30 protein-coding genes and 1 pseudogene are annotated in these 25,559 nt (G+C 66.4%); 18 read left to right on the plus strand and 13 right to left on the minus strand.

Features of this window, described 5'->3' with window-relative positions; genetic code table 11:
• Positions 1–365 precede the first annotated feature (365 nt).
• From thiO to pknB, 4 genes are all read left to right on the plus strand, one after another.
• Entirely contained in the window at positions 366–1,520 is a 1,155-nt protein-coding gene (thiO, locus tag FB460_RS02995) for a glycine oxidase ThiO (protein ID WP_142092614.1), read from the plus strand.
• Positions 1,517–1,726, plus strand: a complete 210-nt coding sequence (thiS, locus tag FB460_RS03000) for a sulfur carrier protein ThiS (protein WP_246044216.1) — start codon at positions 1,517–1,519, stop codon at positions 1,724–1,726. Before thiO ends, thiS begins: the two co-directional genes overlap by 4 nt.
• Before the next feature lies 1 nt (position 1,727).
• Positions 1,728–2,531 carry a thiazole synthase gene (locus tag FB460_RS03005; RefSeq protein ID WP_142092615.1) on the plus strand — a complete coding sequence of 268 codons (804 nt, stop codon included), beginning with the start codon at positions 1,728–1,730 and terminating at the stop codon, positions 2,529–2,531.
• A 159-nt stretch (positions 2,532–2,690) separates the two neighbouring features.
• Positions 2,691–4,661, plus strand: a complete 1,971-nt coding sequence (pknB, locus tag FB460_RS03010; RefSeq protein WP_211345803.1) for a Stk1 family PASTA domain-containing Ser/Thr kinase — start codon at positions 2,691–2,693, stop codon at positions 4,659–4,661.
• On the opposite strand, the gene FB460_RS03015 is transcribed toward pknB, so the two are convergent.
• From FB460_RS03015 to FB460_RS03030, 4 genes are read right to left on the minus strand one after another with little or no spacing between them, the layout of a single operon-like run.
• Positions 4,642–5,739: an LLM class flavin-dependent oxidoreductase gene (locus FB460_RS03015; protein WP_246044217.1), complete on the minus strand. Its 1,098-nt coding sequence runs from the start codon at positions 5,737–5,739 to the stop codon at positions 4,642–4,644. The genes pknB and FB460_RS03015 overlap by 20 nt on opposite strands.
• A 55-nt stretch (positions 5,740–5,794) precedes the next feature.
• Positions 5,795–6,190 carry a hypothetical protein gene (locus tag FB460_RS03020; RefSeq protein ID WP_142092617.1) on the minus strand — a complete coding sequence of 132 codons (396 nt, stop codon included), beginning with the start codon at positions 6,188–6,190 and terminating at the stop codon, positions 5,795–5,797.
• On the minus strand, positions 6,171–6,710 hold the full coding sequence (locus FB460_RS03025; protein ID WP_142092618.1) for an Asp23/Gls24 family envelope stress response protein: 540 nt from the start codon (positions 6,708–6,710) through the stop codon (positions 6,171–6,173). Before FB460_RS03025 ends, FB460_RS03020 begins: the two co-directional genes overlap by 20 nt.
• Positions 6,701–7,267 carry an RNA polymerase sigma factor gene (locus FB460_RS03030; protein ID WP_142092619.1) on the minus strand — a complete coding sequence of 189 codons (567 nt, stop codon included), beginning with the start codon at positions 7,265–7,267 and terminating at the stop codon, positions 6,701–6,703. The genes FB460_RS03025 and FB460_RS03030 overlap by 10 nt, the downstream gene beginning before the upstream one ends.
• 254 nt (positions 7,268–7,521) lie before the next feature.
• Between FB460_RS03030 and FB460_RS03035 the strand changes: the two genes are divergently transcribed.
• From FB460_RS03035 to FB460_RS03055, 5 genes are read left to right on the plus strand one after another with little or no spacing between them, the layout of a single operon-like run.
• The gene (locus FB460_RS03035; RefSeq protein WP_142092620.1) at positions 7,522–8,049 is read left to right on the plus strand and encodes an Asp23/Gls24 family envelope stress response protein; all 528 of its coding nucleotides are present in this window, start codon (positions 7,522–7,524) and stop codon (positions 8,047–8,049) included.
• A 29-nt stretch (positions 8,050–8,078) separates the two neighbouring features.
• The gene (locus tag FB460_RS03040) at positions 8,079–8,258 is read left to right on the plus strand and encodes a DUF2273 domain-containing protein (RefSeq protein WP_142092621.1); all 180 of its coding nucleotides are present in this window, start codon (positions 8,079–8,081) and stop codon (positions 8,256–8,258) included.
• Entirely contained in the window at positions 8,255–8,638 is a 384-nt protein-coding gene (locus FB460_RS03045) for an Asp23/Gls24 family envelope stress response protein (protein WP_142092622.1), read from the plus strand. Before FB460_RS03040 ends, FB460_RS03045 begins: the two co-directional genes overlap by 4 nt.
• Before the next feature lie 45 nt (positions 8,639–8,683).
• Positions 8,684–9,256, plus strand: a complete 573-nt coding sequence (locus tag FB460_RS03050) for a DUF6286 domain-containing protein (RefSeq protein ID WP_142092623.1) — start codon at positions 8,684–8,686, stop codon at positions 9,254–9,256.
• 13 nt (positions 9,257–9,269) lie between these two features.
• A complete protein-coding gene (locus tag FB460_RS03055) occupies positions 9,270–9,884 on the plus strand; it encodes a hypothetical protein (RefSeq protein ID WP_142092624.1) in 615 nt (204 codons plus the stop codon).
• 31 nt (positions 9,885–9,915) lie between these two features.
• Here FB460_RS03055 and FB460_RS03060 read toward each other — a convergent pair whose 3' ends face one another.
• Positions 9,916–11,328 (minus strand): class II 3-deoxy-7-phosphoheptulonate synthase, encoded by a 1,413-nt coding sequence (locus FB460_RS03060; protein ID WP_142092625.1) that lies wholly within the window; start codon positions 11,326–11,328, stop codon positions 9,916–9,918.
• 80 nt (positions 11,329–11,408) lie between these two features.
• Positions 11,409–12,281: a lysophospholipid acyltransferase family protein gene (locus FB460_RS03065; protein WP_211345804.1), complete on the minus strand. Its 873-nt coding sequence runs from the start codon at positions 12,279–12,281 to the stop codon at positions 11,409–11,411.
• 130 nt (positions 12,282–12,411) lie between these two features.
• Here FB460_RS03065 and FB460_RS03070 point away from each other — a divergent pair, with 130 nt between their 5' ends.
• Complete coding sequence (locus FB460_RS03070) at positions 12,412–13,497, plus strand: S-(hydroxymethyl)mycothiol dehydrogenase (RefSeq protein WP_142092627.1); 1,086 nt, start codon at positions 12,412–12,414, stop codon at positions 13,495–13,497.
• A gap of 11 nt (positions 13,498–13,508) precedes the next feature.
• A complete protein-coding gene (locus tag FB460_RS03075) occupies positions 13,509–14,120 on the plus strand; it encodes an MBL fold metallo-hydrolase (RefSeq protein WP_142092628.1) in 612 nt (203 codons plus the stop codon).
• A gap of 5 nt (positions 14,121–14,125) precedes the next feature.
• Here the strand turns inward: FB460_RS03075 and FB460_RS03080 are convergent, their stop codons facing one another.
• The 3 genes from FB460_RS03080 to FB460_RS03090 are packed head-to-tail and all read right to left on the minus strand — an operon-like array spanning position 14,126 to position 16,757.
• Positions 14,126–14,470, minus strand: a complete 345-nt coding sequence (locus FB460_RS03080; protein ID WP_142092629.1) for a hypothetical protein — start codon at positions 14,468–14,470, stop codon at positions 14,126–14,128.
• 54 nt (positions 14,471–14,524) lie between these two features.
• Entirely contained in the window at positions 14,525–15,637 is a 1,113-nt protein-coding gene (locus tag FB460_RS03085; protein WP_142092630.1) for a glycosyltransferase family 4 protein, read from the minus strand.
• Positions 15,612–16,757 carry a C40 family peptidase gene (locus FB460_RS03090; protein ID WP_142092631.1) on the minus strand — a complete coding sequence of 382 codons (1,146 nt, stop codon included), beginning with the start codon at positions 16,755–16,757 and terminating at the stop codon, positions 15,612–15,614. Before FB460_RS03090 ends, FB460_RS03085 begins: the two co-directional genes overlap by 26 nt.
• Before the next feature lie 211 nt (positions 16,758–16,968).
• Here FB460_RS03090 and FB460_RS03095 point away from each other — a divergent pair, with 211 nt between their 5' ends.
• Positions 16,969–18,681, plus strand: coding sequence for a DEDD exonuclease domain-containing protein (locus tag FB460_RS03095; protein WP_142092632.1), 1,713 nt, complete (start codon positions 16,969–16,971; stop codon positions 18,679–18,681).
• A gap of 5 nt (positions 18,682–18,686) precedes the next feature.
• Entirely contained in the window at positions 18,687–18,923 is a 237-nt protein-coding gene (locus FB460_RS03100) for a hypothetical protein (protein WP_142092633.1), read from the plus strand.
• A 6-nt stretch (positions 18,924–18,929) separates the two neighbouring features.
• Here FB460_RS03100 and FB460_RS03105 read toward each other — a convergent pair whose 3' ends face one another.
• The gene (locus FB460_RS03105) at positions 18,930–19,829 is read right to left on the minus strand and encodes a rhomboid family intramembrane serine protease (RefSeq protein WP_142092634.1); all 900 of its coding nucleotides are present in this window, start codon (positions 19,827–19,829) and stop codon (positions 18,930–18,932) included.
• A gap of 2 nt (positions 19,830–19,831) precedes the next feature.
• Positions 19,832–20,344, minus strand: coding sequence for a peptidylprolyl isomerase (locus tag FB460_RS03110; protein ID WP_142092635.1), 513 nt, complete (start codon positions 20,342–20,344; stop codon positions 19,832–19,834).
• 783 nt (positions 20,345–21,127) lie between these two features.
• Here FB460_RS03110 and FB460_RS13480 point away from each other — a divergent pair.
• The 3 genes and pseudogenes from FB460_RS13480 to FB460_RS03120 form a co-directional block, all read left to right on the plus strand.
• Positions 21,128–21,301 (plus strand): annotated as a pseudogene (locus tag FB460_RS13480) (sunset domain-containing protein); the annotation flags it as partial.
• A 138-nt stretch (positions 21,302–21,439) separates the two neighbouring features.
• Positions 21,440–21,739 carry a hypothetical protein gene (locus FB460_RS13000; protein ID WP_170209926.1) on the plus strand — a complete coding sequence of 100 codons (300 nt, stop codon included), beginning with the start codon at positions 21,440–21,442 and terminating at the stop codon, positions 21,737–21,739.
• A complete protein-coding gene (locus tag FB460_RS03120) occupies positions 21,736–22,350 on the plus strand; it encodes a prepilin peptidase (RefSeq protein ID WP_170209927.1) in 615 nt (204 codons plus the stop codon). Before FB460_RS13000 ends, FB460_RS03120 begins: the two co-directional genes overlap by 4 nt.
• Before the next feature lie 10 nt (positions 22,351–22,360).
• Here FB460_RS03120 and trpD read toward each other — a convergent pair whose 3' ends face one another.
• Together trpD and FB460_RS03130 are read right to left on the minus strand one after the other, a co-directional pair.
• On the minus strand, positions 22,361–23,476 hold the full coding sequence (gene trpD / locus FB460_RS03125; protein ID WP_142092638.1) for an anthranilate phosphoribosyltransferase: 1,116 nt from the start codon (positions 23,474–23,476) through the stop codon (positions 22,361–22,363).
• Complete coding sequence (locus tag FB460_RS03130) at positions 23,473–23,907, minus strand: hypothetical protein (RefSeq protein WP_142092639.1); 435 nt, start codon at positions 23,905–23,907, stop codon at positions 23,473–23,475. The genes trpD and FB460_RS03130 overlap by 4 nt, the downstream gene beginning before the upstream one ends.
• A gap of 121 nt (positions 23,908–24,028) precedes the next feature.
• Here FB460_RS03130 and ctaE point away from each other — a divergent pair, with 121 nt between their 5' ends.
• Together ctaE and qcrC are read left to right on the plus strand one after the other, a co-directional pair.
• A complete protein-coding gene (gene ctaE / locus FB460_RS03135; RefSeq protein ID WP_170209983.1) occupies positions 24,029–24,721 on the plus strand; it encodes an aa3-type cytochrome oxidase subunit III in 693 nt (230 codons plus the stop codon).
• 34 nt (positions 24,722–24,755) lie between these two features.
• Entirely contained in the window at positions 24,756–25,559 is an 804-nt protein-coding gene (qcrC, locus tag FB460_RS03140) for a cytochrome bc1 complex diheme cytochrome c subunit (protein WP_142092640.1), read from the plus strand.

The raw sequence follows: 25,559 nt of genomic DNA on the forward strand, positions 1-25,559 counted from the left end.
GGGGCATCGTTGGTTGAGTCCAGCGCGACCTTTCGGCGCTGTTTCTTTTCGAGGTGCAAGGGGCGCATCTGAAGTGTTTGGGGTGAAGGCACCAAGTGATGAGCCTCAGAAAGTAACGGGCCTCAGAAGGTAACGGGGCATCGAAGGTGACAGACCACAGAAGCCAAGGCATCGGAGCAGACACATCAGGGAGTAAACACATCAGGGACTCAGGGACTCAGGGACGCAGGGACTCAGGGACGAACTGGAAGCCCGGTATGCACGGCGTGGCACCACACGGATGGCTGAGCGCACAAAGGACAAGCATCCGTTCAACGCAAGAGCCCGCTGTGTTGGCCCTCGTGTGACCGTGATACACCGAACCCATGGAGAACGTGGTGGTGATCGGCGGTGGCCTCATGGGAGCGGCGATCGCGTGGCGTCTGGCTCAGCGGGGCCGTGAGGTGACTGTCGTGACGGGCCCGGGGCCGATCGAGGCGCCGGGTGCGACGGCGGCGTGGGCGTCGGCTGGGATGTTGGCGCCGGTCACGGAGACGAACTTCACCGAGACCGGTCTCCTCGATCTCAATCTCGACTCCCTTCGACGCTGGCCCCGGTTCGTCGACGAACTGGCCGACACCGGTGCCGATCCCGGGTATCGCACCGACTCCACACTCTCGGTGGCACAGTCCCCCGACGATGCGGCGCGGCTGAGCGATTTCGCCGACTTCTGCGATGACCACGATCTGACGACGAAGCGGCTCACCAGCCGCGAGGCTCGACGGTTGGAGCCCCTCCTGTCACCTCGTGTCCGCTCGGCGCTGCTCGTCGAGGCCGACGTCAGCTGCGACAACCGCATGCTCTGGAGCGCTCTGATCCACGCAGCCACCACTGCCGGCGTCCGATTCACCCCCGGCGAGGTCGAGGCCGTCACAACCGATGATGACCGGGCCACCGGCGTCCGGCTGCGCACCGCCGAACAGGTCACGGCCGATCACATCGTGCTCGCGGCAGGCGCCTGGTCCGGTTCCATAGACCTTCCGGTGGAGGTTCCGGTCCGCCCGGTCAAGGGCCAGATCCTTCGTCTGCACGCCGGGACACTCCCCCGGCTCACCCATACGGTCCGCGCGTTCAGTCACGGTCAGGAGGTCTATCTGGTGCCTCGTCATCACGGCGAGGTCGTGGTGGGCGCGAGCGTCGAGGAGATGGGCTTCGACACCCGCGTGACCGGCGAAGGTGCTTGGTCACTCCTTCGTGATGCACGTCAGGTGATGCCACTGACCGCCGAGTACACACTCAACGAGTTCAGCGTCGGTTTCCGCCCGGGTACCCCCGACAACTCACCGTTCCTGGGCCCCAGCGGTGTCCCGGGGCTGACGCTGGCGTGTGGTCATCACCGCAACGGCGTGTTACTCGTGCCGCTCACCGCAGACGCCGTCGTCGAGCACATCACCGACGGTAGACTCCCTGATTGCGCCGCGCCCTTCACCTTGGCCCGGCCCATGACCGCGAGGAAGCCCAGGCGCGAGGAGGAACCGTGACCAACCCACCGGTGACCATCCGGTTCAACGGCGAGGCCCGCGAGGTCTTTGCCGGTGCGATGCTGTCCGACCTACTGGGCGAACGTCCTCGCCGCGGCGTCGCCGTCGCGGTCAACAAGCGAGTCATCCCCCGCAGCGAACACAACACCACTCCGGTCAACGACGGCGACGCCATCGATGTCGTGACCGCCATGCAGGGAGGCTGACATGATCACCCCCGACGCCCCGCCGCCCGAGATCCCCGCAGCCACGCCGTTCACCATCGCCGGGCGCACATTCGATTCGCGTCTGATCATGGGAACCGGCGGAGCACCGAGCATGGATGTGCTCGAGGAAGCCCTCATCGCATCCGGCACCGAACTGACCACCGTGGCCATGCGCCGCGTCGATGCGAAGGCCAAGGGCTCGGTCATCGAACTGTTGGACCGGCTCGGGATCGATGTACTGCCCAACACCGCAGGCTGTTTCACCAGCACCGAGACCGTCATGTACGCAGAACTCGCCCGCGAGGCCCTCGAGACCGACTGGATCAAGCTCGAGGCCATCGGCGACGAGGCGACGCTGCTGCCCGACCCGATCGAGACGCTCGAGGCCGCCGAGCAGCTCGTGGCCAAGGGCTTCACCGTGCTTGTCTACACCAATGACGATCCGGTGCTCGCGCGTCATCTCGCCGACACCGGTTGCGCGGCCATCATGCCCTTGGGCGCCCCCATCGGTTCGGGCCTGGGTATCCGCAACCCGCACAACATCGAGCTGATCGTCGAAAACGCGACCGTCCCGATCATCCTCGACGCCGGTATCGGCACCGCATCCGATGCCGCTCTGGCCATGGAGCTCGGTTGTGACGGCGTCCTGCTCGCATCGGCGGTGACCCGGTGCCACGCCCCCGGTCTCATGGCCCGCGCCATGCGTGACGCCGTTCACGCCGGCCACGCCGCCCGCCACGCCGGACGCATCCCACAACGTCGTTACGCCGAAGCCTCCTCGGCCATGGAAGGGCGCATCGACTGACGTCGCCCCCTCCACCCGACCCCCTCCAGCAGGTGTGGCCCATTCCACATCGGGCGCGTCGTGGAAGGTGTTTGGGAGCGGTGCCCTAGACTCGGGACCGTTCCGGTCAGCCGGAGCATGACACGGCCGTATCTTCCCCTACCCGTGTTTGGAGCTGCAGTGACCACCACGAGCGTGAGCGACCCCCTGCTCGAAACCGTGCTCGGCGGTCGCTATGCCATCACGCGACGCATCGCTCGCGGGGGCATGGCCACCGTCTACGAGGCGACCGATCGCCGCCTCAGCCGCACCGTCGCGGTCAAGGTGATGCACGAAGGGCTCGGCGATGACGATGACTTCGCCGGTCGCTTCGACCGTGAGGCACGTTCGGCAGCCCGGCTGAATCACCCCAACATCGTCTCGGTGTTCGACCGCGGCAACGATGACGGTCGTCCCTACATCGTCATGGAATACGTCCCCGGGATCACGATGCGTCGGGTGATCTCACGTCAGGCCCCGATCGTGCCGATCCGTGCCCTGTCGATGATCGAGGACGTCCTGCTCGCCCTGATCGCCGCACACGACAGCAATCTGGTGCATCGCGACATCAAGCCCGAGAACGTCCTGATCGACGAACGTGGCGAGGTCAAGGTCGCCGATTTCGGTCTGGCCCGTGCCATCACGACCCAGAGCGCCACAGCCACACAGGGCCTGCTGATCGGCACGGTCTCCTACCTGCCTCCCGAACTCGTCACCGAGGGCCGCGCCACCACGCGCTCGGACGTCTACTCCACCGGCGTGGTGCTCTACGAGCTGCTCACCGGCGTCAAGCCCCACACTGGAGATTCACCGATCCAGGTGGCCTACGCCCATGTCCACAACGACATTCCAGCGCCGTCGGAGAAGTCCTCCCTGTCATGGCGCGTGTCGCGCGATGCGATCCCTCCATACGTGGATGCACTGGTCCGCGCCGCAACGCGTCGTGATCCTCAAGAACGTCCCGCCGACGCCCGCGAGTTGCTGCGGATGGTACGGCGAGCCAAGCGGTCCCTTGCCGCCGGGGTGATGAACGACCCGGGTCTCACCGCAGATTTCCAGCGCCGCTTCTCCACGACGCCGCCCCTGCCGGCCACTCCGGTCAGCCCGCTCTCCCCCGAGGAGCGCACGCAGTTCCTCGACGACGAGGCCACCCACGACGGCAGCACCCGGATCGAACCCCCGGTCACACCCGACGTCGTCGAACCCGCTGACCTCGCCGAACCGGAACGGCCGAAACGGTGGCGTGGCGTGCTGGCGACGCTGCTGATGTTGGCTCTGCTGGCCGGCTTGGGAGCCGGCTGGTGGGTCACCGAGGGGCGGTGGCACGACGTGCCCGACATGGTTTCGCTGACCCAGCCCGACGCCACCGAGGCGGCCGAGGACGCGGGGCTCACCATCACCTTCTCCGAGGCACACCACGAAGATGTCCCCGCCGGTACGATCATCTCCACCGAACCGACCGCGGGCGAGCGTCTGTTGGCCGACCAGGAGGTCCATGCGGTCGTCTCGATCGGCCCGGAGATGTTTGGGGTACCCGAGGTCGTGGGGGGCAACGTCGATGACGCCCGAACCGCCATCGAGGACGCCAACCTGCGCGTCGGCAATATCACCGAGCAGTGGGACGAGACCTCCCCGATGGGCACGGTGCTGGAGAGTTCGATATCCCCGGGGCAGGAGGTCCGTCGCAACACCGCGATCGATCTCACCGTGTCGAAGGGACCCGAGCCGATCCAGGTTCCCACGACCGTCGGTGGTGTCGGCACCGATGCGCAGACGCAGCTGGAGAATCTCGGTTTCCATGTCGCGGTCTCCCAGGAACACTCCACCGACGTGCCCGAGGGTCAGGTGATCCGTCAGTCCCCGACCGACACGACTCTGCACCGCGGCGACACCGTCGAGATCGTCACTTCGCTCGGCCCCGAGATGGTCACGATGCCGAATGTCACCGCCAAGAAGGTCGAGGAAGCCGAGAAGACCCTGACTGAGGCCGGCTTCACCATCAAGAAGGAGAAGTCGGAGTCCTACCTGGATCTCGGTTTCGTGGCCCGCACCGATCCGGTCGCCGGCACCAAGGTTCCGAAGGGCTCCGAGATCACGATCTGGTTGGTGTGAGGCTCTCGGCCAGCAACTCGAGTGTCCGCAGCCGTCCCGGCGCGGTCCCAGGGGCGTCGTCGGGACGCTGACCCGCCACCGGGTGGATCATCACCTCGTCCACCCCGAACGTCCCGGCCAGTTCACGCATCCGTGCAGCGGCCGATTCGGCATCACCGATCACCCATTTCTGCGCGATGTTCTCCGCGACGTGCCGGTGGCCATCGGTCATCATGCCGCGCACCTCATCGCCCACGAGCGGCACCGGACGCAGGGGCTGCCCCGAGCGCAGGTTCGCCATGGTGAACAGGTACGGCTCGGCCAGTTCCTGTGCTTCCTCAGCGGTGTCCGCCACCACGGCGTTGACGCTGAGGAATGTACGCGGCTCCGACCCGAACCGGGTGGGCTGGAAATTGTCCCGGTAAAGCTTCAGCGCCTCCGCGGTCCCGTGCCCGGCGAAGTGGTGCGCGAACACGTAGGGCAGCCCCAGCGCCGCCGAGAGCTGCGCGGAGTAGCCGCTGGAGCCCAGCAGCCACACCTGCGGCGAGGTCTCGATCCTGGGTGTGGCGTGCAGGACCTTCTTCTCACCGCCGAACAGAGGCACCGTGACCCCGTCCGGACCGAGGAGGTCCATGACATCCACCACATGCTGGGGAAAATCCTCCACCGGGTCGACGCGTTTGCCGTCGCGATCCACCACGAAGCCTTCACCGACGTGACCCCGCATGGCGTGCGAGGTCACCGGGTCGGTGCCCGGTGCACGGCCGATCCCCAGATCGATGCGGTCACCGTAGATGGCCGAGAGCAGCGCGAACTGCTCGGCGATGGCCAACGGAGCATGATTGGGCAACATGACGCCGCCCGACCCCAGACGGATCTGCTCGGTGTCCTGCCCCAGATACATCAGTTCGACACTGGGTGTGGTCGACGCCACGCTCGGCATGTTGTGATGCTCGGCCACCCAGTACCGGGTGTAGCCCAAACGGTCGGCGAGCGTGACGAGTTCCCGCGACGCCCGCAGGGCGTCTCCGGTGGTGGCACCACCGGAGACCGGGATCAGATCGAGCACCGACAGACGCAAGGAATCCGCAGAAGTCATACCGTGTCAACACTGCCCAGGGCACGTAGATTCCCACGCCGCATCGACGGGATGCTCACCCGTCCAGGCCGAGAACCGCGACGTCCACCTTGACCACATCAAAGCCCGCTTCACGCAGCAGGTTCCAGACGCCGGCACGCGCCTCATCGCCCACCCGGATGATCGACTCATCCGGCCGGATCACGAGGTCGATCTTGATGTGCGCGGTCGTCCCGTCAAGGGTCACATGGACACCACCATCGCTGTCGGGGCGTTGACGTCCGGTCAACAGTCCTGACGCGCGCCCGGCGATCTTCGACAGTGACTGCTGCAGCGACGGTTCCAGTCTCGCCACTCCCGGGGTGGACCGCACCCGTTCGGCCACGAGTCGACGCACCTGATCGCGGTCGGGCAGGTCATCACCGAGCACGGTTCCCTGCAGGTACATGCCGTCACCACTCACGGATGTCACCGACCCTCACATCGACTCGTTCGACAGCCTGACGAAGTTGACGTCGAAGTTCATGTTCGGCCACGGCCCGGACCTCATCGGCGACCTTTGGCACCCGCTGCCCGAAGGAGATGATGATCAAGATGGTCAGCGCAAGGCCACCGCTCGATGTCTGGCTGATTCGCACACGCTGCACACGAATCTCCTCGATGGGGTCGAGCGCCCGGCGCACCGTCTGAACCACGGCCCATTCACTCGTGGTGAGTTCACCGGCGTCATCGCGCACGACAGAGAAGGTGCGGTCACGACGCACCTGAACGCGGGCGAGGCTCTTGATCGACGAGGCCAGGTTCACCGGTGGCGCCAGCTCCGGGGCATCGTTGCGCTCTCTCATCGTCAAGGTGGCGTCGCGCACCTTGATCATCGACTCACGTGCGGCACGGCATGTCGGGCACTCGCGCTCGTGTTCGTCGGGGCCGCGGTCGAGCCCCTCCCACACATCATCGGGGTCTCGGCCGCAGGCAAGTCTCTCTACTGCCATTCAGCCATTCCTTTCGCGAGCTGAGCTCGCGCTCGTGCGATACGTCCCCGCACGGTCGACCTCGTGGTTCCCACGATCTCAGCAATCTCCTGATACGTCATCTCCTCGAGTTCCGCAAGCACCCAACACGCTCTCAGGTCGTCGCTGAGCCCTTGGATCAGCTGCTCCAGCTCGGCGAGAGCCTCACCGGTCTCCACCTGCGACTGTGGATTGGGGCGGTGGTCGCTGGCCTCGGGCATCTCGGTGGGATCCCACGGGTCAGTGGCACGACGTGCTGCGACCCGCTGGATCTCCGAGCAGCGATTCCGCGTGATGCGGTAGATCCAGGCCGAGAAGGCGTCAGGGTCCTCCAGATCGGGAAGCTTGCGCCAAGCCTGCAGGGCCGCGTCCTGCACGGCGTCCTCCGCATCGGCCCGGTTGAAGAGCAGACGCATGGCGAAACGGAACAGCTTGGGGCTGTAATGATCCACCAGCGCGCCGAAGGCTTCGAGGTCACCGTCTTGAGCACGCGTGACCAGAGTCCACTCGTCCTGCCCAGAGGATCCGACGCCATTCACCCTTCAAACATAGCCGGAATCCTCACCACTCCGAGAACTCCCGACACGCCCACCCTCTCGAGCCGCCGGATCACAACGGCATACTGGGAACCGCCGCTGCGGTTCCTGCGGCCACTCCAGCATCGTCGAAATCCTCGACGTGACACAGCACCGAGTCGCGGCGTCACAACCCATGAGCCCGTACAACCCATGAGCCCGTACACCCCATGACCCGTGAGCTTCGACCCGCGAGCTCCAGATCCCTAGGAGGCACCATGAGCACGAACTCCGAAACCACCCACGAGAACGTCAAGACCGACTCAGCCGTCGCCCAGACCGAGACGACGCATGATGAGCTGGTCAAGGATTCTCCCCTGCACACCGATCACGGCATCACCACGATCGCCGAGCAGGTTGTACAGAAGGTCGCCGGCATGGCCTGCCGGGAGGTCATGGGTGTTCACGCCATGGGGTCGGCCGGGCGGCGGATGCTGAGTTCGCTCACCGAACGCATCCCGGGATCGTCGACGAATGTCTCCGGTGGCGTCAGCGTGGAGAAGGGCGAGCGTCAGACCGCGATCGATGTCAGCATCATCGTCGAGTACGGCTTCTCGGTGGTCGAAGTCGCCAACGAGATCCGCAAGAACATCATCGAAGCCGTCGAGTACGCCACCGGACTCGAGGTCGTCGAAGTCAACGTCGCGATCAGCGATGTGCATCTTCCCGGCGACGCCCACGACGACGAAGATGTCGAAGCCGAGGCTCCGTCGGTGAAGCCTCGCAGGGAGACGACGCTCGCCTGATCTACCCCCCCCGATTCGCAGGAGCTTTCATGTCCCCATCCCAGATCGGACTGCTCACCGGCGCCATCCTCGGCCTGGTCATCGTGTTCGGTGGCCCGTTGCAGGCTCTGCTGGTGGTCGTTTTGGCCCTTGCCGGCCTCATCATCGGCCGGATCATCGAGGGAAACCTCGATGTCCGTGACATCTTCGGCGGCAAGGATCGTTCGTGACGATCCTGCTGCAGACGCTGTCCCACCCGAAGGTGGGCGGCGGTATCCACGTCTCGGCACGTGTCGTGGAACGCACCGCCGCTCAACTCGCCATGTCGGTCCCCGGCGTCGGCGCACCCGGGACCCAGGTGATGGGGGTGGGACGTGAGGCCGACTTCGACAAGAGGCCACGGCTGCAGACCCACATCGACGGAGGCCGGGCCTTCCTCACCATCGACTGTGCCGTCGAATACCCACGTCCCATCGGCGTGACAGCCGAGAAGGTGCGTCAGGTGCTCACCGATCGCCTCACCGAACTGACCGGCGTTCCAGTGGCACGCGTTGACGTGCGGGTACGCCGTGTGGTGGCCCACCTCGATGGCACACGCTCGGTCGTCTGAGCCTCTTCCCACAAGCCCCCAGAAGCCTCACAGGACAGGAGAAGCATGAGCGCCCCGAGACACGCCGCCCCCGGTCTGCTGCAACGCCCCAATCGGGCCGTTGCCGTGGCACTGGTGGGGTTGTCGGCCGTTCTGGTCGGCGGGTTCGCGGTGTACATGGCGATCGAGCGCATCCGAGTGGGCGAATACCCGCTGGGCACAGGCCCGGATGGCTGGCTCGGTGGGCTCACCTGGAACACCGCGGCCGGATGGGGCCTTGCAGCCGGGCTGATCTGTTTGGGGGTCGCTTTGTTGGTTGCGGCGTGGAAGCCCGGGCGGCGCAACGCACTGGTGGTGAATCACGAACGTGTCCCCGCAGCCGGGCGCACCGCAGCAGGCTCCCGTGAGCTGGTCATCGGCAACGAGGACCTCGAGCGGTGGCTGCGGCGTGTCGCCGAGAATCTCGACGGTGTCTCCCGCGCGACGGTGCGTGCTTCGGCACGACGTATCAACGTGGTCATCACCACCTCCGTCTCCGACCCCGAGGTCGTGCGTGGTGCCATAGAATCCCATCTGCGTCAGCGCGTGGACGGCCTCGAGCTCAAGCCCAACCCGTCGCTGCGCATCCGGATCGGCTGAACGGGGGTCCACCTTGCACCACGTCACCGGCGGTCTCAACCGCTTCATCCTGACCGTTCTCGGCCTGCTTCTGTTCGTGGGCGGGCTCGGGTGGTTGGCGGTCCTCACCGAATCGCGACTGGGGCTGCTCTCCCTCCTCGGGTTGGTGGCCCCGGAGGGGCGCATCATCGTCCCCCCGCTCACCGGAACAGCCGGAGCCTGCCTGCTGGGCGGGATCGGCTTGCTCATCATGCTGCTGGGCACGTGGTTCGGGCTGCGGCAGATGCCACGCCGTGGCAGCGTCTCAGGCTACTCGTGGCAGCCCCCGGTCGACGCGGACACGTCGGGCACCACGGTTGTGGATGCCTCGGCTCTCGGCCACGCCATCGCCCAGGACGCCACCGGGCTCACCGGTGTCGCCCACGCCAAGGTGCTCCTGTTCGGTGCCGCAGCCGCACCCGAACTCCTCATCCAGGTCTCGGTGGATGACCGCGCCGACATCACCGCGGTTCTGACCTCTCTGGAGGACGTCGTCCTGCCCAATGCCGAGGATGCGATCGGCACTCCCCTGCATCATGTGGGCGTCCGTGTCCGCACCGGCGGACGTTCGGACTCCGTCAACACGGTGTCAATCACCGCCCCCGAGTGAGGCCTCAGCGCCAACGAGGCTGCATCCGAGATCAGAGCTCGCGCGCGAAGAACTGCTGCACGGGATTGTTCCGGCCCTGCAGCCCGGTGCGTAGCCGTTCGGCCACCATGAAGGCCAACTCCAGCGACTGATTGCGGTTGAGCCGCGGGTCGCAGGCAGTCTCGTAACGGTGTGCCAGATCAGCCTCGGCCAGATCATGAGTCCCGCCGACGCACTCGGTCACATCCTCACCTGTCAGCTCCACGTGGATACCACCGGGCCAGGTGCCCAGCCGGTCGTGCACATCGAACCATCCATTGACCTCGTCGACGACATCGGCGAAGGAGCGCGTCTTGTAGCCGGTGCTGCTGGTGTAGGTGTTGCCGTGCATCGGATCGGTCACCCAGACCACCTCGCGCCCGGTTGCTCGGACTCCCTCGACCACATCGGGCAGGACGTCCCGAATGCGACCGGCCCCCATGCGGGTGATGAACGTGATGCGGCCGGGGGTGCCGTCTGGGTCGAGCCGATCGGCGAGACCGATGGCGTCCTCAGCCGTGGCGGTGGGACCAAGCTTGATACCCAGCGGGTTCTGCACATGGCGCAACAGCTCCACGTGGGCACCATCGAGTTCACGGGTCCGCTCACCGATCCACAGGAAGTGACCCGAGGTGCCGTACGGCAGCTGCGAGCGGGAGTCGATCCGAGTGAGAGCGTGCTCGTAGTCCAGCAGCAGCGCCTCATGGGACGAGTAGAAGTCGACGGTGTGCATCTGCTCGTCATCGATCCCGCAGGCCACCATGAAGGCGAGCGCCGCCTCGATCTCCTCCACGAGCGCCTGGTAGCGCTCCCCTGCGCCATTGGCATTGCGCACGAAGTCTGAGTTCCACGTGTTGACGGTGCGCAGGTCGGCGAAACCGCCGCTGACGAACGCACGCGTCAGGTTGAGTGTGGCCGAGGAGGCGTTGTAGACGTCGAGCAGGCGCTGCGGATCGTTGCGGCGTGCCTCGGCGGTGAACTCGAAACCGTTCACCGCGTCGCCACGGAACGACGGCAGGGTGACCTCCTGACCATCGATCACTCGGGTCTCGGTGTCCTTCGAACGGGGCTTGGCGTACTGCCCGGCGATGCGCCCCACCTTCAGCACAGGAACCTGCGCGGCATAGGTGAGCACGAGCGACATGGCGAGCAACACCCGAAGTTTGTTCTTGAGGTTCGCAGCGGTGACGCCGGCGAAGGTCTCGGCGCAATCACCGCCCTGCAGGAGGAATCCCTCACCACGCGCGACTCGGGCCAACCCGTCACGAAGATCGTCGACCTCCCCGGCGAACACCAGGGGAGGACGACTGCTCAGAGCCGCGAGAGCACGTTCCAATTCGGCGGCATCCTCATAGCGAGGCTGCTGCTTGGGCTGGCGGGCACGCAGGTCGGCAAGGCTGGGGATGTCATACACGGGCGCAAGCATAGATGCCCCGGCGCAACCCGGCACATCACTCCGAGTGTTGGTACAAGCGACCACTCAGTGCCCTTGACACAAGCGACCACTCAGTGATCGACGCCGGATTCCTTGGCCGCTGTCTGCACGGCGAGGCGTTCTGCGTCGGTGAGTGGACGCTCACGGTTCCACCCGGGCGCGGGAGCGATGCGGGCCTCCACCTCCTCGGGTGTGAGGATGCCGCTCTTCACCGAACTGGCGTAGGCATCCACGTAACGCTGCCCGGAGAGCTTCTGGATCTCGGCCATCGTGGTGTCGGTCACCCAACGCAGCACTTCACGGTCACCGGCGTTGTCGGCCCAGGGCGTGAAATCCAGCATCCTGCCGTAGCGGATACGCGGGCTGCGGACATGCGGAATGCCCAGCGGGCCGCGCACGATCTCGGTTCCCACCGAGGCGACGGGAACCACCGGGACACGATTCTGCAGCACCAGTCGGGCCATTCCGGTGCGCCCCTTGTACATACGGCCATCGGGCGAACGAGTGCCCTCGGGGAAGATGCCCAGGACGCCACCGGTGGTGAGCACATGGTTGGCCTCATCCATCGACGCTGCGCTGGCCCGCCCGCCGGAACGGTCCATGGGCACCTGGCCGATGGCTCGCAGGAACCATCCGAGGAGGCGTCCCCCCACACCGGGCATGTTGAACGCCTCCGCCTTGGCCGGGAAGGTCACTCGACGACGCAGGTTCGCGGGGATCAACACGGTCTCGGCGTAGGAGATGTGATTGCCGGCCAAAACGACGGGCCCCTTGTCGGGAACGTTCTCGGCGCCGGAGACCTTCGTCGGGGCAAGGATCTGGATGGGGATCCACAACAACGCCTTGAAGAACCAGTACCAGCCGTTCAATGTCATCTCCTCGCTCGGTGCCCACACAATCTGCCCACCTCGGACCGACCCTGCCGACTCGGGCAATGATGCCACGTGGGCGCCGACACACGGCAAACGTGGCCCGCCATCACCCCACCTGCCGGTTCACCACCTTCCAATGAGCTGGCTAGAGTCGCAGGTGAAGCCGCCCGACCATTCACACCGGTCGATACGAGGAGGAGTAATGTCCCAGACCGTCAAGGGCGTCATCGCCCGTTCCAAGCAACAGCCCGTCGAGGTGACCGACATCGTCATCCCCGACCCCGGGCCCGGCGAGGCCGTGGTGAAGATCCAGGCATGTGGCGTCTGCCACACCGACCTCCACTACCGCGAGGGCGGGATCAACGACGAGTTCCCGTTCCTGCTCGGCCACGAAGCGGCAGGCGTGGTGGAGTCCGTGGGTGAAGGCGTCACCGATGTCGCCCCCGGCGACTACGTGGTACTGAACTGGCGTGCCGTCTGCGGCCAGTGCCGTGCCTGCAAGAAGGGCCGCCCCTGGTACTGCTTCGACACCCACAATGCGACGCAGCCGATGACGCTCACCGATGGCACTCCCCTGTCCCCGGCCCTGGGCATCGGCGCCTTCTGTGAGAAGACGCTGGTCGCTGCCGGGCAGTGCACGCGAGTCGACGAACGGGCCGAGCCCGCCGTCGCCGGGCTGCTCGGCTGCGGCGTCATGGCGGGCATCGGTTCGGCCATCAACACCGGCGATGTCCAGCGTGGTGATTCAGTGGCAGTCATCGGACTGGGTGGCGTCGGCATGGCCGCCCTCATGGGTGCCCAACTCGCGGGTGCCACGACGCTCATCGGCGTCGACATCGACGACCGCAAACTCGCCCGCGCGAAGAGTTTCGGCGCCACGCACACCGTCGACAGCAGCGTGGCCGATCCGGTCGAGGCCATTCGGGAACTCACCGATGGGAACGGCGCCGACGTCGTCATCGACGCCGTCGGCCGCCCCGAGACATTCCTCCAAGCCTTCAAGGCCCGTGATCTCGCGGGCACCGCGGTGCTCGTCGGCGTCCCGACACCGGAGATGACCGTGGAGCTGCCCCTGTTGGATGTCTTCGGCCACGGAGGCGCCACCAAGTCCTCGTGGTACGGCGACTGCCTGCCCGAACGGGACTTCCCCATGCTCATCGACCTCCACCTGCAGGGTCGTCTTGATCTCGGCGCCTTCGTCACCGAACGGATCACTCTCGACCAGGTGGAGGACGCCTTCGCCACGATGAACGGCGGCGACGTTCTCCGCTCGGTCGTCACTTTCTGAAGGGAATCATCATGACCGCACGCATCGACCACACCATCACCTCCGGCACGTTCTCCTTGGACGGCGAGACTTTCGATGTCGACAACAACGTCTGGATCCTCGGCGACGACCAGGAGTGCATCATCATCGACGCCCCGCACGACATCGCCCCCATCGCTGAGCTCGTCGGTGACCGACGTGTCCTGGCGATCGTGTGCACCCACGCCCACGACGACCACGTCCGCATCGCGCCAGAACTGGCCGAACGCTACGAGGCCCCGATCCTGCTGCACCGCGACGATGCCCCGCTGTGGGAACTCACCCACCCCGGCGTCGAATGGGATGATGATCTGGCCGATGGCGAGACGCTCCACGTCGCCGGCACACAGGTGCAGGTGCTCCACACCCCCGGTCACGCACCGGGCGCGGTGTGCCTGTACGTGCCCGAGCTGGGAGCCGTGTTCAGCGGCGACACCCTGTTCCAGGGCGGTCCTGGCGCCACGGGACGCAGTTTCAGCGACGCCGACGTGATCGTGAAATCGATCCGGGCCAAGCTGTTCACCCTTCCCGAGGAGACCGTCGTACACACCGGCCACGGCGACAGCACCACGATCGGCGCGGAGATCACCACGATCGGACGCTGAAAGCCTCAAAGGATCCCGGTCTGATCCTCGCCGTCATCCTCGACGAAACTCCCGACCATCGCCAGATCCTCATCACCGGCACGGCTCTCGTCATCGGTCTCGCCGCGTGCCATCACCACGAGGCCGACGATGACTCCGATCACGCCAATCGTGGCAAGGATGCCTCCCAGAGCGGCAACCATGACTCCCATGGCCAGGTTGCGGTCCACCAGCACCAGCAGGCCGAGGGCCACGAGTATCAGCCCGACCACACCCGATCCCCCGGAGAACAGGGCCATGGCGGACCCGCGTCCGAGGCTGCGGGATTCAGGCAGGGGGCCGGCGGCGCGGCGGGGAGTGCTCGAGCTCATGGTTCTGTTCTTCTCCTGGACCAGACGGGATGCGCCCAGCATGTGGACCTTGGGTCAGCCTGCCTTGTCCGAGGCCGCATCGGCAACCGTGGGGCCGGCATGCTGGACCATCTCGACCACCTTTCGGGCGAATCCCTGGTGTGAAAAGCGGGCGGCATGTCGTCGCGCGAACGTGCCCATGGCGCGTCGCCCATCGGCGTCCTCGACGAGTTCGGCGAGTCGTTCGGCCCACTGTTGTACGTCGGTGGAGTCGAGGACATACCCGGTCCGGCCGTTCTGAACCACATCGCGCACTCCTCCGGAGTCGCCGGCCAGTACCGGAACCCCCGAGGCCTGTGCCTCGGCGAACACCAGTCCGAACCCCTCGGCGTACCAACCGCCGAGCCGGGAACGCACCGGAAGGGCGAACACGTCAGCGTCCCGCATGATCTCGGGCATCAGCCGATGCGGACGCTCACCCCAGAACTCCACCCCGGAAGGGGCCATGCGTTCCAGGCGACGCCGTTGTGGCCCGTCCCCGACGATGCGCAGGATCGGTCGTCCCGCTCCGGTGCCGTGATCGAGCAGCGACCATGCCCGCAGGAGCACGTCGATGCCCTTCTGCGCGACGAGTCGCGCGGCTGCGAGCACGACGGGGGGCCCGGTCCGCGGAATGGGGGCGGGGTGGAACCGGTCGAGGTCGACAGGGGGGCTCAACCGTGTCATCCGTCGTCGTGCCACAGGTGACAGCGCGGGAGCGATCATGCCGTCGGTGTGACTGGAGATCGTGGTCCACACATCGACGTCATCACCGATGCGACGCAGCAGGCGACGTGCGCCGGGGGCACTGGCCCACCAACATTCGTGGCCGTGGGACAACGCGATGATGCGGTCCACATGCGGACGCAGGTCACGAGCCAACAGGCCCAAGGGCGCAGCAGCCCCGAACACCACCGTGCGGGCTCGGGTGCTGCGGGCCAGCCAGGAAGCGATTTCAGCGGTCCGCCCCGTCGGCAGCAGTGTCGCTCCGGGAGCCGAGGTCAGTACGGTCACTCGATGCCCGGCCGCGGTGAGGGCGTCACACACCGCCTGGACCATCACCTCGATCCCCCCGACCCCCGGAGGGAAATCGTTGGTGATGATCAGGACATCACCGCAGGTGTCAGCCGACGCGGCGCGCTCCGGCATACGGCATCGAGTCGAGCGGGGCGTAGCCGATCGGCTTGCCAGGACGCGACGCGTGAACGATCTGGCCACCGCCGGCGTAGATGCCCACGTGCGAGATGCCGCCGTAATAGAAGACGAGATCACCGGGCTGCAGGTCGCCCTTGCTCACCGAGCTACCGGCGCCGAACTGCGCCTGCGAGGTACGCGGGATGCTGACGCCGACCGACGACCACGCCGCACCGGTCAGACCCGAGCAGTCATATCCGCTGGGGCCGGTGCCGCCGAAGATGTAGGGCTTGCCGATCTGAGCCTTGGCGAACGCCAGAGCGGCCTGACCCTTGCTGGACCCGGGCGGCACATCGACGCCGGACCCGCCATCGGAACTGCTGGAACCAGAGCCGCCATTGCCAGAGCTTCCCGCGTCGGAACCACGATCCGAGCCGGTACCGCCATCAGGGGACTCATCGGCGGAGTCCTCCTCCTGCTCGGCGGCCTCCTGGGCAGCACGCTCGGCCTCTTCGCGCTCCTTCCGCTCGATCTCCTCGAGGCGCTGACGTTCCTCCTCGGTCAGACGGTCAAGCTCCTTCTGCGCCTCATCGAGCTTCTCCTGCGAGGCGTCGCGAGCTTCCTTGACCTTCTGCGTCTGCTCGTCGATGGTCTTGACATCGGTCTCGGCGCTGCGCCGCATGTCATTGAGATTCGCCTGCTCGATCTGGTAGGTCTGCAGCACGTCGTTCTGGTTGCTGTTGACCTGCTGGACGGTGGCGTATCGGCTCAGGAACTCATCGTCCTGGCTGTCGAGGAAGACCTGCGTCGTCGGATCGATGTGACGGCCTTGATACTGCGTGACGGCGACCTTGCCGACCTGCCGTTTCATCTCCTTGACCTTCTCGGCCTGTTCGGCGACATCTTCCTTCTGGGTGCTCAGCCGTTCCTTGGCCTCATCGAGTTTCTCCTGGGCACCGACAGCCTCCTGATCGAGGGCGGCGGCCTCCATTTCAAGTTCCTCGACGCGTTCCTTGGCCTCCTGGACCGCATCGGGATCGGCGCTGGCGTCCAGCGGAAAACCTGTCACGAACACTGCGGCCGCACAGGCACCGACGGCCCCGTACCGGATGGCCGACCTGAGATCTCGAGCCACGCTCAGTCCTTCCCCAGCCGCACAGCGGCGCAACAAAGCAAGATGGTGTTGTCAGATACGGCCCCGTTCGACCGTTACGGCGGCCGGCAGACGCTTCCCGACGCCCGCGTGACAGCGTTGATAACAGTAGGTCACGGTCTGGTCACGCGCAAACCGATTCGCCCCGGCGTGCCGCTCGATTTTGTCGGACCCCGTGTCTACGGTCAGCGGCATGAACCCGGCCCAGGAGCATCTCCCGATAGGTGTCGGCGATGCCCATGGCAGTGCAGATTCCCGTGGCGCTCTCCTCCAGGACGCGACCTTCTGTGTTGTCGATCTGGAGACGACCGGGCGCGGTGCCGCCGCCATCACCGAGATCGGTGCGGTGAAGGTTCGTGGCGGTTCCGTGCTCGGCGAGTTCCAGACGCTGGTCGACCCCGGCGTCCGCATCGACCCGGCCGTGGTGCGGCTCACCGGCATCACCAACGAGATGGTCTCGTCGGCTCCACCGCTCGCCGCAGTGTTCGGTTCGTTCCTGGAGTTCAGCAGTGGCTGCGTGATGGTGGCGCACAATGCAGCCTTCGACATGGGTTTCCTGCGCCGCGCCTGCATCGACCTGCAGTACCGATGGCCTCAGCCCCCGGTGCTCGACACCCTCAAGCTGGCACGACAGGTCCTCGCCCCGGGCGAGGTGCGCAATCATCGGCTCGGGACGCTCGCCGCCCTCGTCGGTTCACCCACCCGCCCCACACACCGCGCGCTCGACGATGCCCGCGCCACGGTGGACGTCCTGCACCACCTGATCGAGCGGCTCGGAAATCGTGGGGTGTATTCGGTGACCGAACTGGCCGAGCATCAGCGTCGAGTCCCCGAGCAGCGTCGACGCAAGGCCGGTTTGGCCAAAGACGTGCCATCGGCTCCGGGGGTCTACCGGTTCGAACGTGGCGCGGGCGACGATCGTGAAGTCCTGTACGTGGGAAGATCGGTCGATCTGCGTCGGAGGGTCTCGTCGTACTTCACCGCGTCGGAGAATCGTCGCCGTATCGACGAGATGATCCGGGCGGCCGAACGCGTCGAGACCACCGTGTGCTCCACCCCGCTGGAGGCCGAGGTGACCGAACTACGGCTCATCGACGCCCATCAGCCCCGCTACAACCGACGGTCCAAACAGCCACGCCGCGGACATTGGGTCAAACTGACCGATGAACCGTTCCCCCGGCTGTCGATCGTCCGACAGGTCCGCGACGACGCGACCTACCTCGGGCCCTTCTCCCGCGCCATGGCCGATACCGTTGCCGAGGCACTCCACGACGCATTCCCGGTACGCCAGTGCACGCAGCGGCTCTCCCCGAGGACCCCATCCAGCCCTTGTGCGCTCAAAGAGCTGGGACGCTGCGTCGCGCCCTGCGACGGCACCGTGGATGCCGCCTCCTACTCCGGGGTCGTGGAGCGTGTGCGCACGGCGATGAACGGCGATGGCCGCGCACTCGAAGCGGCTCTTCACTCCCACATGGTCGAGCACAGCGAAGCCGAACGGTTCGAGGCGGCCGCAACCGACCGCGACCGGATCCAGCAGTGGCGTGAGGCGCTCATCCGGCATCACCGTGTGGCGACGGTGGCGGCCTGCCCCGAGATCCGGGCGTGCGCGCCGGTCAGCCATGGATGGGCACCCGACGGATGGGAGGTGCATGTGATCCGACACGGCCGACTCGTGGGGGCAACGGTCGCGCGCCGCGGCGAGTACCCGCCGGAGGTCGCCGAGCACACCGCTGCCCTGTCCACCGATGTCGCTCCCCCGGTCGGCCCCCTGCCCGCGGGCACCGTGGAAGAGGCCCGACAGGTGGCCGGTTGGTTGGAGCGACCGGGTGTCCGGCTGCTGTATGTGGAGGGCGATCTGCAATGGCCGCTCCATCTGCAGGGAGCGGACCTGCACAGGGCACAATGAACCGCATGGACCGTGCCCGCAGGGAACAAGCCCTCACGGAACAAGATCGCCAGGACGCGCCGCCCACGACGGGCGCCTCGGCCTACATGCCTCGGGCGCACCGCTCGCTGCGTCGCTGGTGGATCGCTCTCGCGCTCCTGATCGCGGTGTGCGTGGGCGGGCTCGCGTTGGAGTTCTGGCTCCTGCGCCCACCGAATCTCGAGCCGCTCCCCCTGCCCACTGTCACCGAAGTACCGGGCTGACCCACCTCAGAGGAGCACGGCGGCGGCGACGCCACCGGCGAAGGTCGCGGCGGCGGCGACGCCGAGCCAGGTCCATTGGGCACGGGACTCGCGGACATATCCGACGATGTAACCGCCAAGGGCACCAAGGGCGATGGCGCCGATGTGTGCAGCCGCACCGCCGCCCCGGAATCCGATCACGACGTTGAGCGCCACCATGAGGCCCAACAGAATGAGATCACCGCGGATGTCCTGGCCGACGCGGTGCTTGAGCACCGCCATGGCGGCGAGAAGTCCCAGGACTGCGGAGAACGATGCGTACCACATCGGTACGGGCTGCATGACGGACAGGGCGAGCGATGACCCGAGCGTCGACAGTCCGAAGAGCGCGAGGAACCGGCCGGCGCCCATCTGGGCCTCCGCGGTCCGTCCGACCCAGAAGATGAACAGCGTGGTGATGATGGTGTTGAAGAGGCCGGCGGTCACGAGCCCGCTGGTGAGCAGGCGCCACACCTGCCCGGAGGCGATCGGATCCGCGGCCCACCCCAGCAGGGCGAAGGGGAGCCCCTGAAGGATCAGGTCCAGCAGCCCCACGATGCCGATGGTGAGAGCGAGGTAGGGCGTCGCCCCCTGCCAGATGCCGGTTCCGGCGAAGGGAACCGTCACAGGTGGGCCGCTCCGCGAGGTGCCGTGGTGGGAACGCTTGGCGTCCCCACCACGGCACTCGGGGCAGTGAAAGCCGACCGATGCCGGAACCATGCAGGCGCCACAGATGTGACGGCCACAGCGCTGGCAGGTGATTCCCGTGCTCGCATCCGGGTGGCGATAACAGGGCTGGAAGCGATTCTCCTCACGCGGAGCCTCGCTTTCGGCGGCCCGGTTGAATTCCTCCCAGGTGAAGTCGGGTCGATCGGCGGGGTCGGACACGGTCAGTTGACCTCGACCGAATTGATGACGACATCCTCGACCGGGCGGTCCATGGGGCCGGTCTGGACCTTGCCGATGGCGTCGACGACGGCCTTGCTCTCGTCATCGGCGACTTCACCGAAGATCGTGTGCCGATTGTTCAGGTGCGGCGTCGGGGCCACGGTGATGAAGAACTGCGAGCCGTTGGTGCCCGGGCCGGCGTTGGCCATGGCGAGCAGGTAGGGGCGGTCGAACTGCAGTTCGGGGTGGAACTCGTCACCGAACTGGTAGCCCGGGCCGCCGGTGCCGCGTCCGAGCGGGCAGCCGCCCTGGATCATGAAGCCGTCGATGATGCGGTGGAAGATGAGGCCGTCGTAGAACTTGCCCGTCGTCGCATCGCCCGTCGTGGGGTCGGCGTATTCCTTGGTGCCGGTCGCAAGGCCGGCGAAGTTCTCGACGGTCTTGGGGGCATGGTTCTCGAACAGGTTGATGGTGATGTCCCCATGATTGGTATGCAGGACCGCGGTCTTTGCCACGTTGTACTCCTTACGAGCGAGTGCAGTGAGGTTCCATCCTTGCATGCCCGACAAGACACCGCTCCGGTCGGCCCGGTAGCGTTGCAGTCATTCCTGCCGCACTCACCGAGTGCATGACCGGCGGGAACACTCAATTGTCTGGAGGACAACGTGAAGAAAGCCGCCGCAGAGAACACTCATCCGGCCGCTCTGCTCGCCGAGGCCAACGCAGCGCTTGGCCCCCTGTTCGATCAGGGCGCCAAGAAGATCGCTCCGTTCGCCGACGCCGCCCGGGAACAGGGCCAGAAGGCCGCCGATCAGGCTCGCGAAGCTCTGACCCCCGTGATGGACGCTGCCCGCGCCCGATACACCGACATGCTCCCCCGACTCGGGGATGCCCTCGCTGAAGCGAGCGACAACCCCAAGACCAAGGAGACCCAGTTCCGTCTCCTCGCTGCCAAGGCTGCTCTTTCCGGCGAGCTCGAGCTCCCCAAGAAGTCGCGCAAGAAGATCGAGAAGCTCCAGAAGCAGCAGATCAAGAAGCTCCAGCAGGCCAACAAGCCCGTCAAGAAGGGCCTGCCGAAGGCGCTGATCCCGGTTCTCGTCCTCTCGGTGGTCGGCATCGTCGGCTACGTGGTGTGGAAGAAGTTCCTGGGTTCGAACGACGCCGAGTGGCAGACCTACGAGCCGGCCCACGCCACTGCAGACAAGTCGTCCTCACAGACCTTCGGCGAACCGGTGACCGTGCCGTCGGCCGCCGAGACCGCCGACACCACCGCATCGGACGAGACCTCCAAGTACGGTGCCGGTTCCTACGTGGGCGCTGAGCCCCCGGCCGGTTACACCATCAAGGGCAACGACCGGTCGAAGAAGTACCACACCCCGGAGACCGGTGGCTACGAGCGCACCATCGCCGATGTGTGGTTCGTCGACGAGGCCTCGGCCGAGGCCGCTGGCTTCTCCAAGGCCCAGCGCTGACCCACGCACAGCGCCCAGCACAGGAGCGGGACGTGACCACAGAGGCCACGTCCCGTTTCCGTGTCCGGATCGTTACCGAATGCGGTCACAGTCGGGGTTCTGAACCGGCCTGTACGGGGTGACGAAGGGAGAACGTCCATGAATCGCACCTCAGCGGCCCACATCATCCACGAGAACTGGGATCCCGGCCCAGATCCGCTCGACACCTCCGCGGTCGCATGGGTCGACGCCGTCCCCGTCCGCGACCATCTGTTCCATCTCAGCACCCACAGCGGTGTGCCGTGGTGGGTCATCCTCGACCACGCCGGTTGGCCCCGTCGTCTCGCTCGACGCATGGGGATCGGGCCCGTGCCGCGGCGCGTCCCACAGGCTCTGGCCGATGCCCTGTCCGCCATCGATGTCATCGATCTCGGCCGCCCGACCCCGGTTGCAGCATGATCTGGGCTTTGACGCTGGTGAGCGCGGCACTCGCCACCGGCTGTGCTTCGGGGACGATCCTGCGTCATCTTCCACGCAGCAGCGGCGCACCCGACTACGGTGCGCTCGCGACGCCGGGGTTCGCCACACTCACCGCACTGATCGGAGCCGTGGCCGGCGTACTGGTCGGTTGGCAGGCCGCCCACCCCGCCCTGTGGCTTGCGCTCGTGGTGCCCGGCGCACTCCAGGTCTGCATAGATGCGCGCACCACATGGCTGCCGCTTCGGTTGAGTCAGCCGATGTGGCTGGCTTCGGCCGTCATGATCCCCATGGTGTGGGCAGTGGACGCCGGAGCCGGCCTCCGGGCATTGGTCGGGGCAGTGCTCACCAGCGTCGGGTTCTGGCTCGTGTGGCGACTCGGCGGCATCGGATTCGGCGATGTCCGGCTGATGGGGCCGGTCGGGGCAGCGGCTGCCAGTGAGTCCTGGCAGTTCCTCACCGCGGCACTCATGGTCGGAACCGCTCTGGGTGCATGCCACGGGATCATGTATCGCCTCGCAGGGAATCGGGGCGTGTTCCCCTACGGGCCGAGCCTGTGGGCGGGCCCGTTCGTGGCGCTTCTGTGGCCCTGAACCGGCCGGGTCAGGCCTCTGCGTCCAGGCGTCGGGTCAGGGCGACCCAGTCATCGAGCCGACGCAGCGCCGAACCATCGTCGATCACGGCGGCGGCACGCGCCAGGAGCGGTTCAAGCTGTTCGGTCACGTCACGATCCACATCCGGCCCTTCGAAGGACAGCAGCGCTGCGGCTGCGTTGAGCAGCACGATGTCACGCACCGGGCCGGTCTTGCCTCCGAGCGTCTCGCGCAAGACCCGCGCATTCACTTCGGGTTCGCCACCGACGAGATCTTCGAGGTCGCAGCGTGGGATGCCCAGATCCAGTGGGTCCAGAAGGTACTCCCGTTCCCGCCCATGGTTGATGAGGAAGACCCTTGATGTGTCGGCGGTGGTGAGTTCATCCAGACCGCCATGCCCGTAGAAGACCATGCCGCGGGTGCCACGCTCCGCCATCACCTCGGCGATCAGACGCGCGATCGGCTCGTGCGCCACTCCCATGGCCTGGGCCTGGGGCTTTGCCGGGTTGGACAAGGGCCCCAGGAGGTTGAAGACCGTGGGGATCCCGAGTTCCTTGCGCGGACCTGCCGCGAAGCGCATCGACGCGTGGTACATCGGCGCGAACAGGAAGGCCAATCCGACTGTGTCGAGCACTTCCTGTTGCTTCGCCGGATCCAGCTCCAGCACCACCCCGAGGGCTTCGAGCACATCGGCGGTGCCGCATTTCGAGGACGCCGCACGGTTTCCGTGCTTGATGACTCGGGCTCCACTCGCGGCAGCGACGATGCCCGACATCGTCGAGATGTTGACGGTGTTCTTCCGATCGCCGCCGGTCCCCACCACGTCGACGGCATCATTGCTCAACTGGATCGGGGTCGCCTGCTCCATCATGACGTCGACGAAGGCCGCGATGTCACGGACATCCTCGCCCTTGGCGCGCAGGGCAACCATCAGCGCGGCTGACTGAGCCGGAGTCGCCGAACCACTGAGGATCTCGGTCATGGCCCAGCGCAGGCCCTCGTCGGACAGTCCCCACCCCTCCACGAGGGAGGTCAGGATGTCGGGCCAGTTCAGCCCGCCGGGCTTCGGGGCTTGGTACGGGCGTACGCGGTTGGTCGCCTCGCTCTCGGGGCCGTGCACGCTCATGCAGTCGCAGGGGTTCCTGCGAGTCGGCCACGCAGCAACCTGGCCACTTCCTGCGGCATCCGTACCGGATCCACCGGGTGGCTCACGATGCCCTCGGCACGCGACCACGAGGCGAGCCAGGCGTCATCCCGGCGAGCGACCATCAGGAGCACGGGGGCGCAGTCGACGACCTCGTCCTTCAGCGTGCGGCAGAGCCCCATCCCGCCGTGGGGGGTCGATTCACCGTCGAGGATGAACAGGTCGATCTCGCCGGTGTCGGCGTTCGCGACCACGGCATTGGCCGTCGCGCACTCGATGATCTCGATCTCGGGGAGGTCCGACGCCACTCGCCGCCCCATGGCCGAACGCGCCTGAGCGCGCACATTGCGGTCATCGGAGTAGACGAGCACCTTCACAGCCTCACCTTGTTCAGCACTACCGGCGCCACTCATCGCATTTCCTCACCTGACGACTTCCCTGGACCGGTTCACCATAGCGCGAACGAGACGGTGACGACGCCGGTGACCGGCAGCCTGCGTGGACAACGTGACCGAATCGCTCTTGTTGTACATAATGGCCCCTGTGGCTAACTCAGAGACTTCAGCGCTTCCCTCGGGCGCGCTGCACAAGATCGCTCCCGCACGGCTGCACGGTGTCAAGGGCCGTCCCGACATGCTCGCCGTGGGCGTCGTCGTGTGGTTGGCGTCCGAGCTCATGTTCTTCGCGGCACTGTTCGCCGCATACTTCACGGTGCGGCAGGTGATCAACGCGTCCACCGGCGGTGAGCTCTGGGCGAGTGGTCACGCGCTGCTCAACGTGCCTTTCGCCGTCGCGAACACCACCATCCTTGTGCTGTCGTCGGTGACATGCCAGATGGGCGTGTTCGCGGCCGAACGCGGCCAGGCCGGACGCACCGGCGGACTGCTCAACCTCAGCAAGTGGGGCCTGCGCGAGTGGTACATCCTGACCTTCGTGATGGGCTCGGTCTTCATCTGTGGCCAGACCTTCGAGTACGCGGAGCTGTACTCGCACGGCCTGACCATGTCGTCGGATGTGTACGGATCGCTGTTCTACCTCGCCACGGGGTTCCACGGCATCCACGTGCTCGGTGGACTCATCGCCTTCCTGTTCATCCTCGGCCGCACCTATCTCGCCAAGAGGTTCACGCACGAACAGGCCGTCTCGGCCGTCGTGACCTCGTACTACTGGCACTTCGTGGATGTTGTGTGGATCGTGCTGTTCGCAGTGATCTACTTCCTGAAATGATGCGTCCGCGCACCGCTCTGACGAAGGGACAATCGTGAACTTCCTGACTTCCCGCCGGCGACATCCGCTGGCGCGCCCCCTGATGCTGGTCCTTGCTCTGTTCTTGGTGGGCGTCGGCTACATGGCTGTGGCCCCCGCCGGAAAGTCCTCGGCCGAGACCGAGGTCGCTCGCCAGGTGACCCATGGCGAGGAGCTGTTCACGGTGAACTGTGCCTCCTGCCACGGGCTCAATGCCGAGGGAACCAGCCAGGGACCGTCGTTGGTCGGTGTCGGTTCGGCATCGGTCGATTTCCAGGTCTCCACCGGCCGCATGCCCATGGCCAAGCCGGCCCAGCAGGCGCCGCGCAAGCCGACGAAGTTCAGCGATGAGGAGATCGCCGCGCTGGCCGCCTATGTCGGGAGCCTCGGCCCCGGCGTCGCGGTTCCCGAGCCGGAGCAGTACGACACCGCGGGTCTCACCGAGGAGGAGGTCGCCGAAGGTGGCGAGATCTTCCGCACGAACTGCTCGGCCTGCCACAACTACGCAGGTCTTGGTGGCGCACTGCCCGATGGGCGTTACGCTCCTCCGCTGACCGATGTGGAGCCGCGTCACATCTATGAGGCTCTCCGCGTCGGCCCGCAGCAGATGCCGGTGTTCTCGCAGGAGAACCTCAGCGATAAAGAAGTCCGCATGATCATCGCCTACCTCAAGGACATCGACGCCCAGCCCAACCGTGGCGGCATGGACCTGGGTGGCAACGGCCCCGTGGGTGAGGGCCTCTGGGCCTGGATCCTCGGTGTGGGTGGCCTCATGGTCATCGCCGGATGGATCGCCTCGAAGGGAGCCCGAGCCAAGTGA

The organism is Propioniferax innocua (genome assembly GCF_006716235.1).
In the GTDB taxonomy this organism is placed as follows: domain Bacteria; phylum Actinomycetota; class Actinomycetes; order Propionibacteriales; family Propionibacteriaceae; genus Propioniferax; species Propioniferax innocua.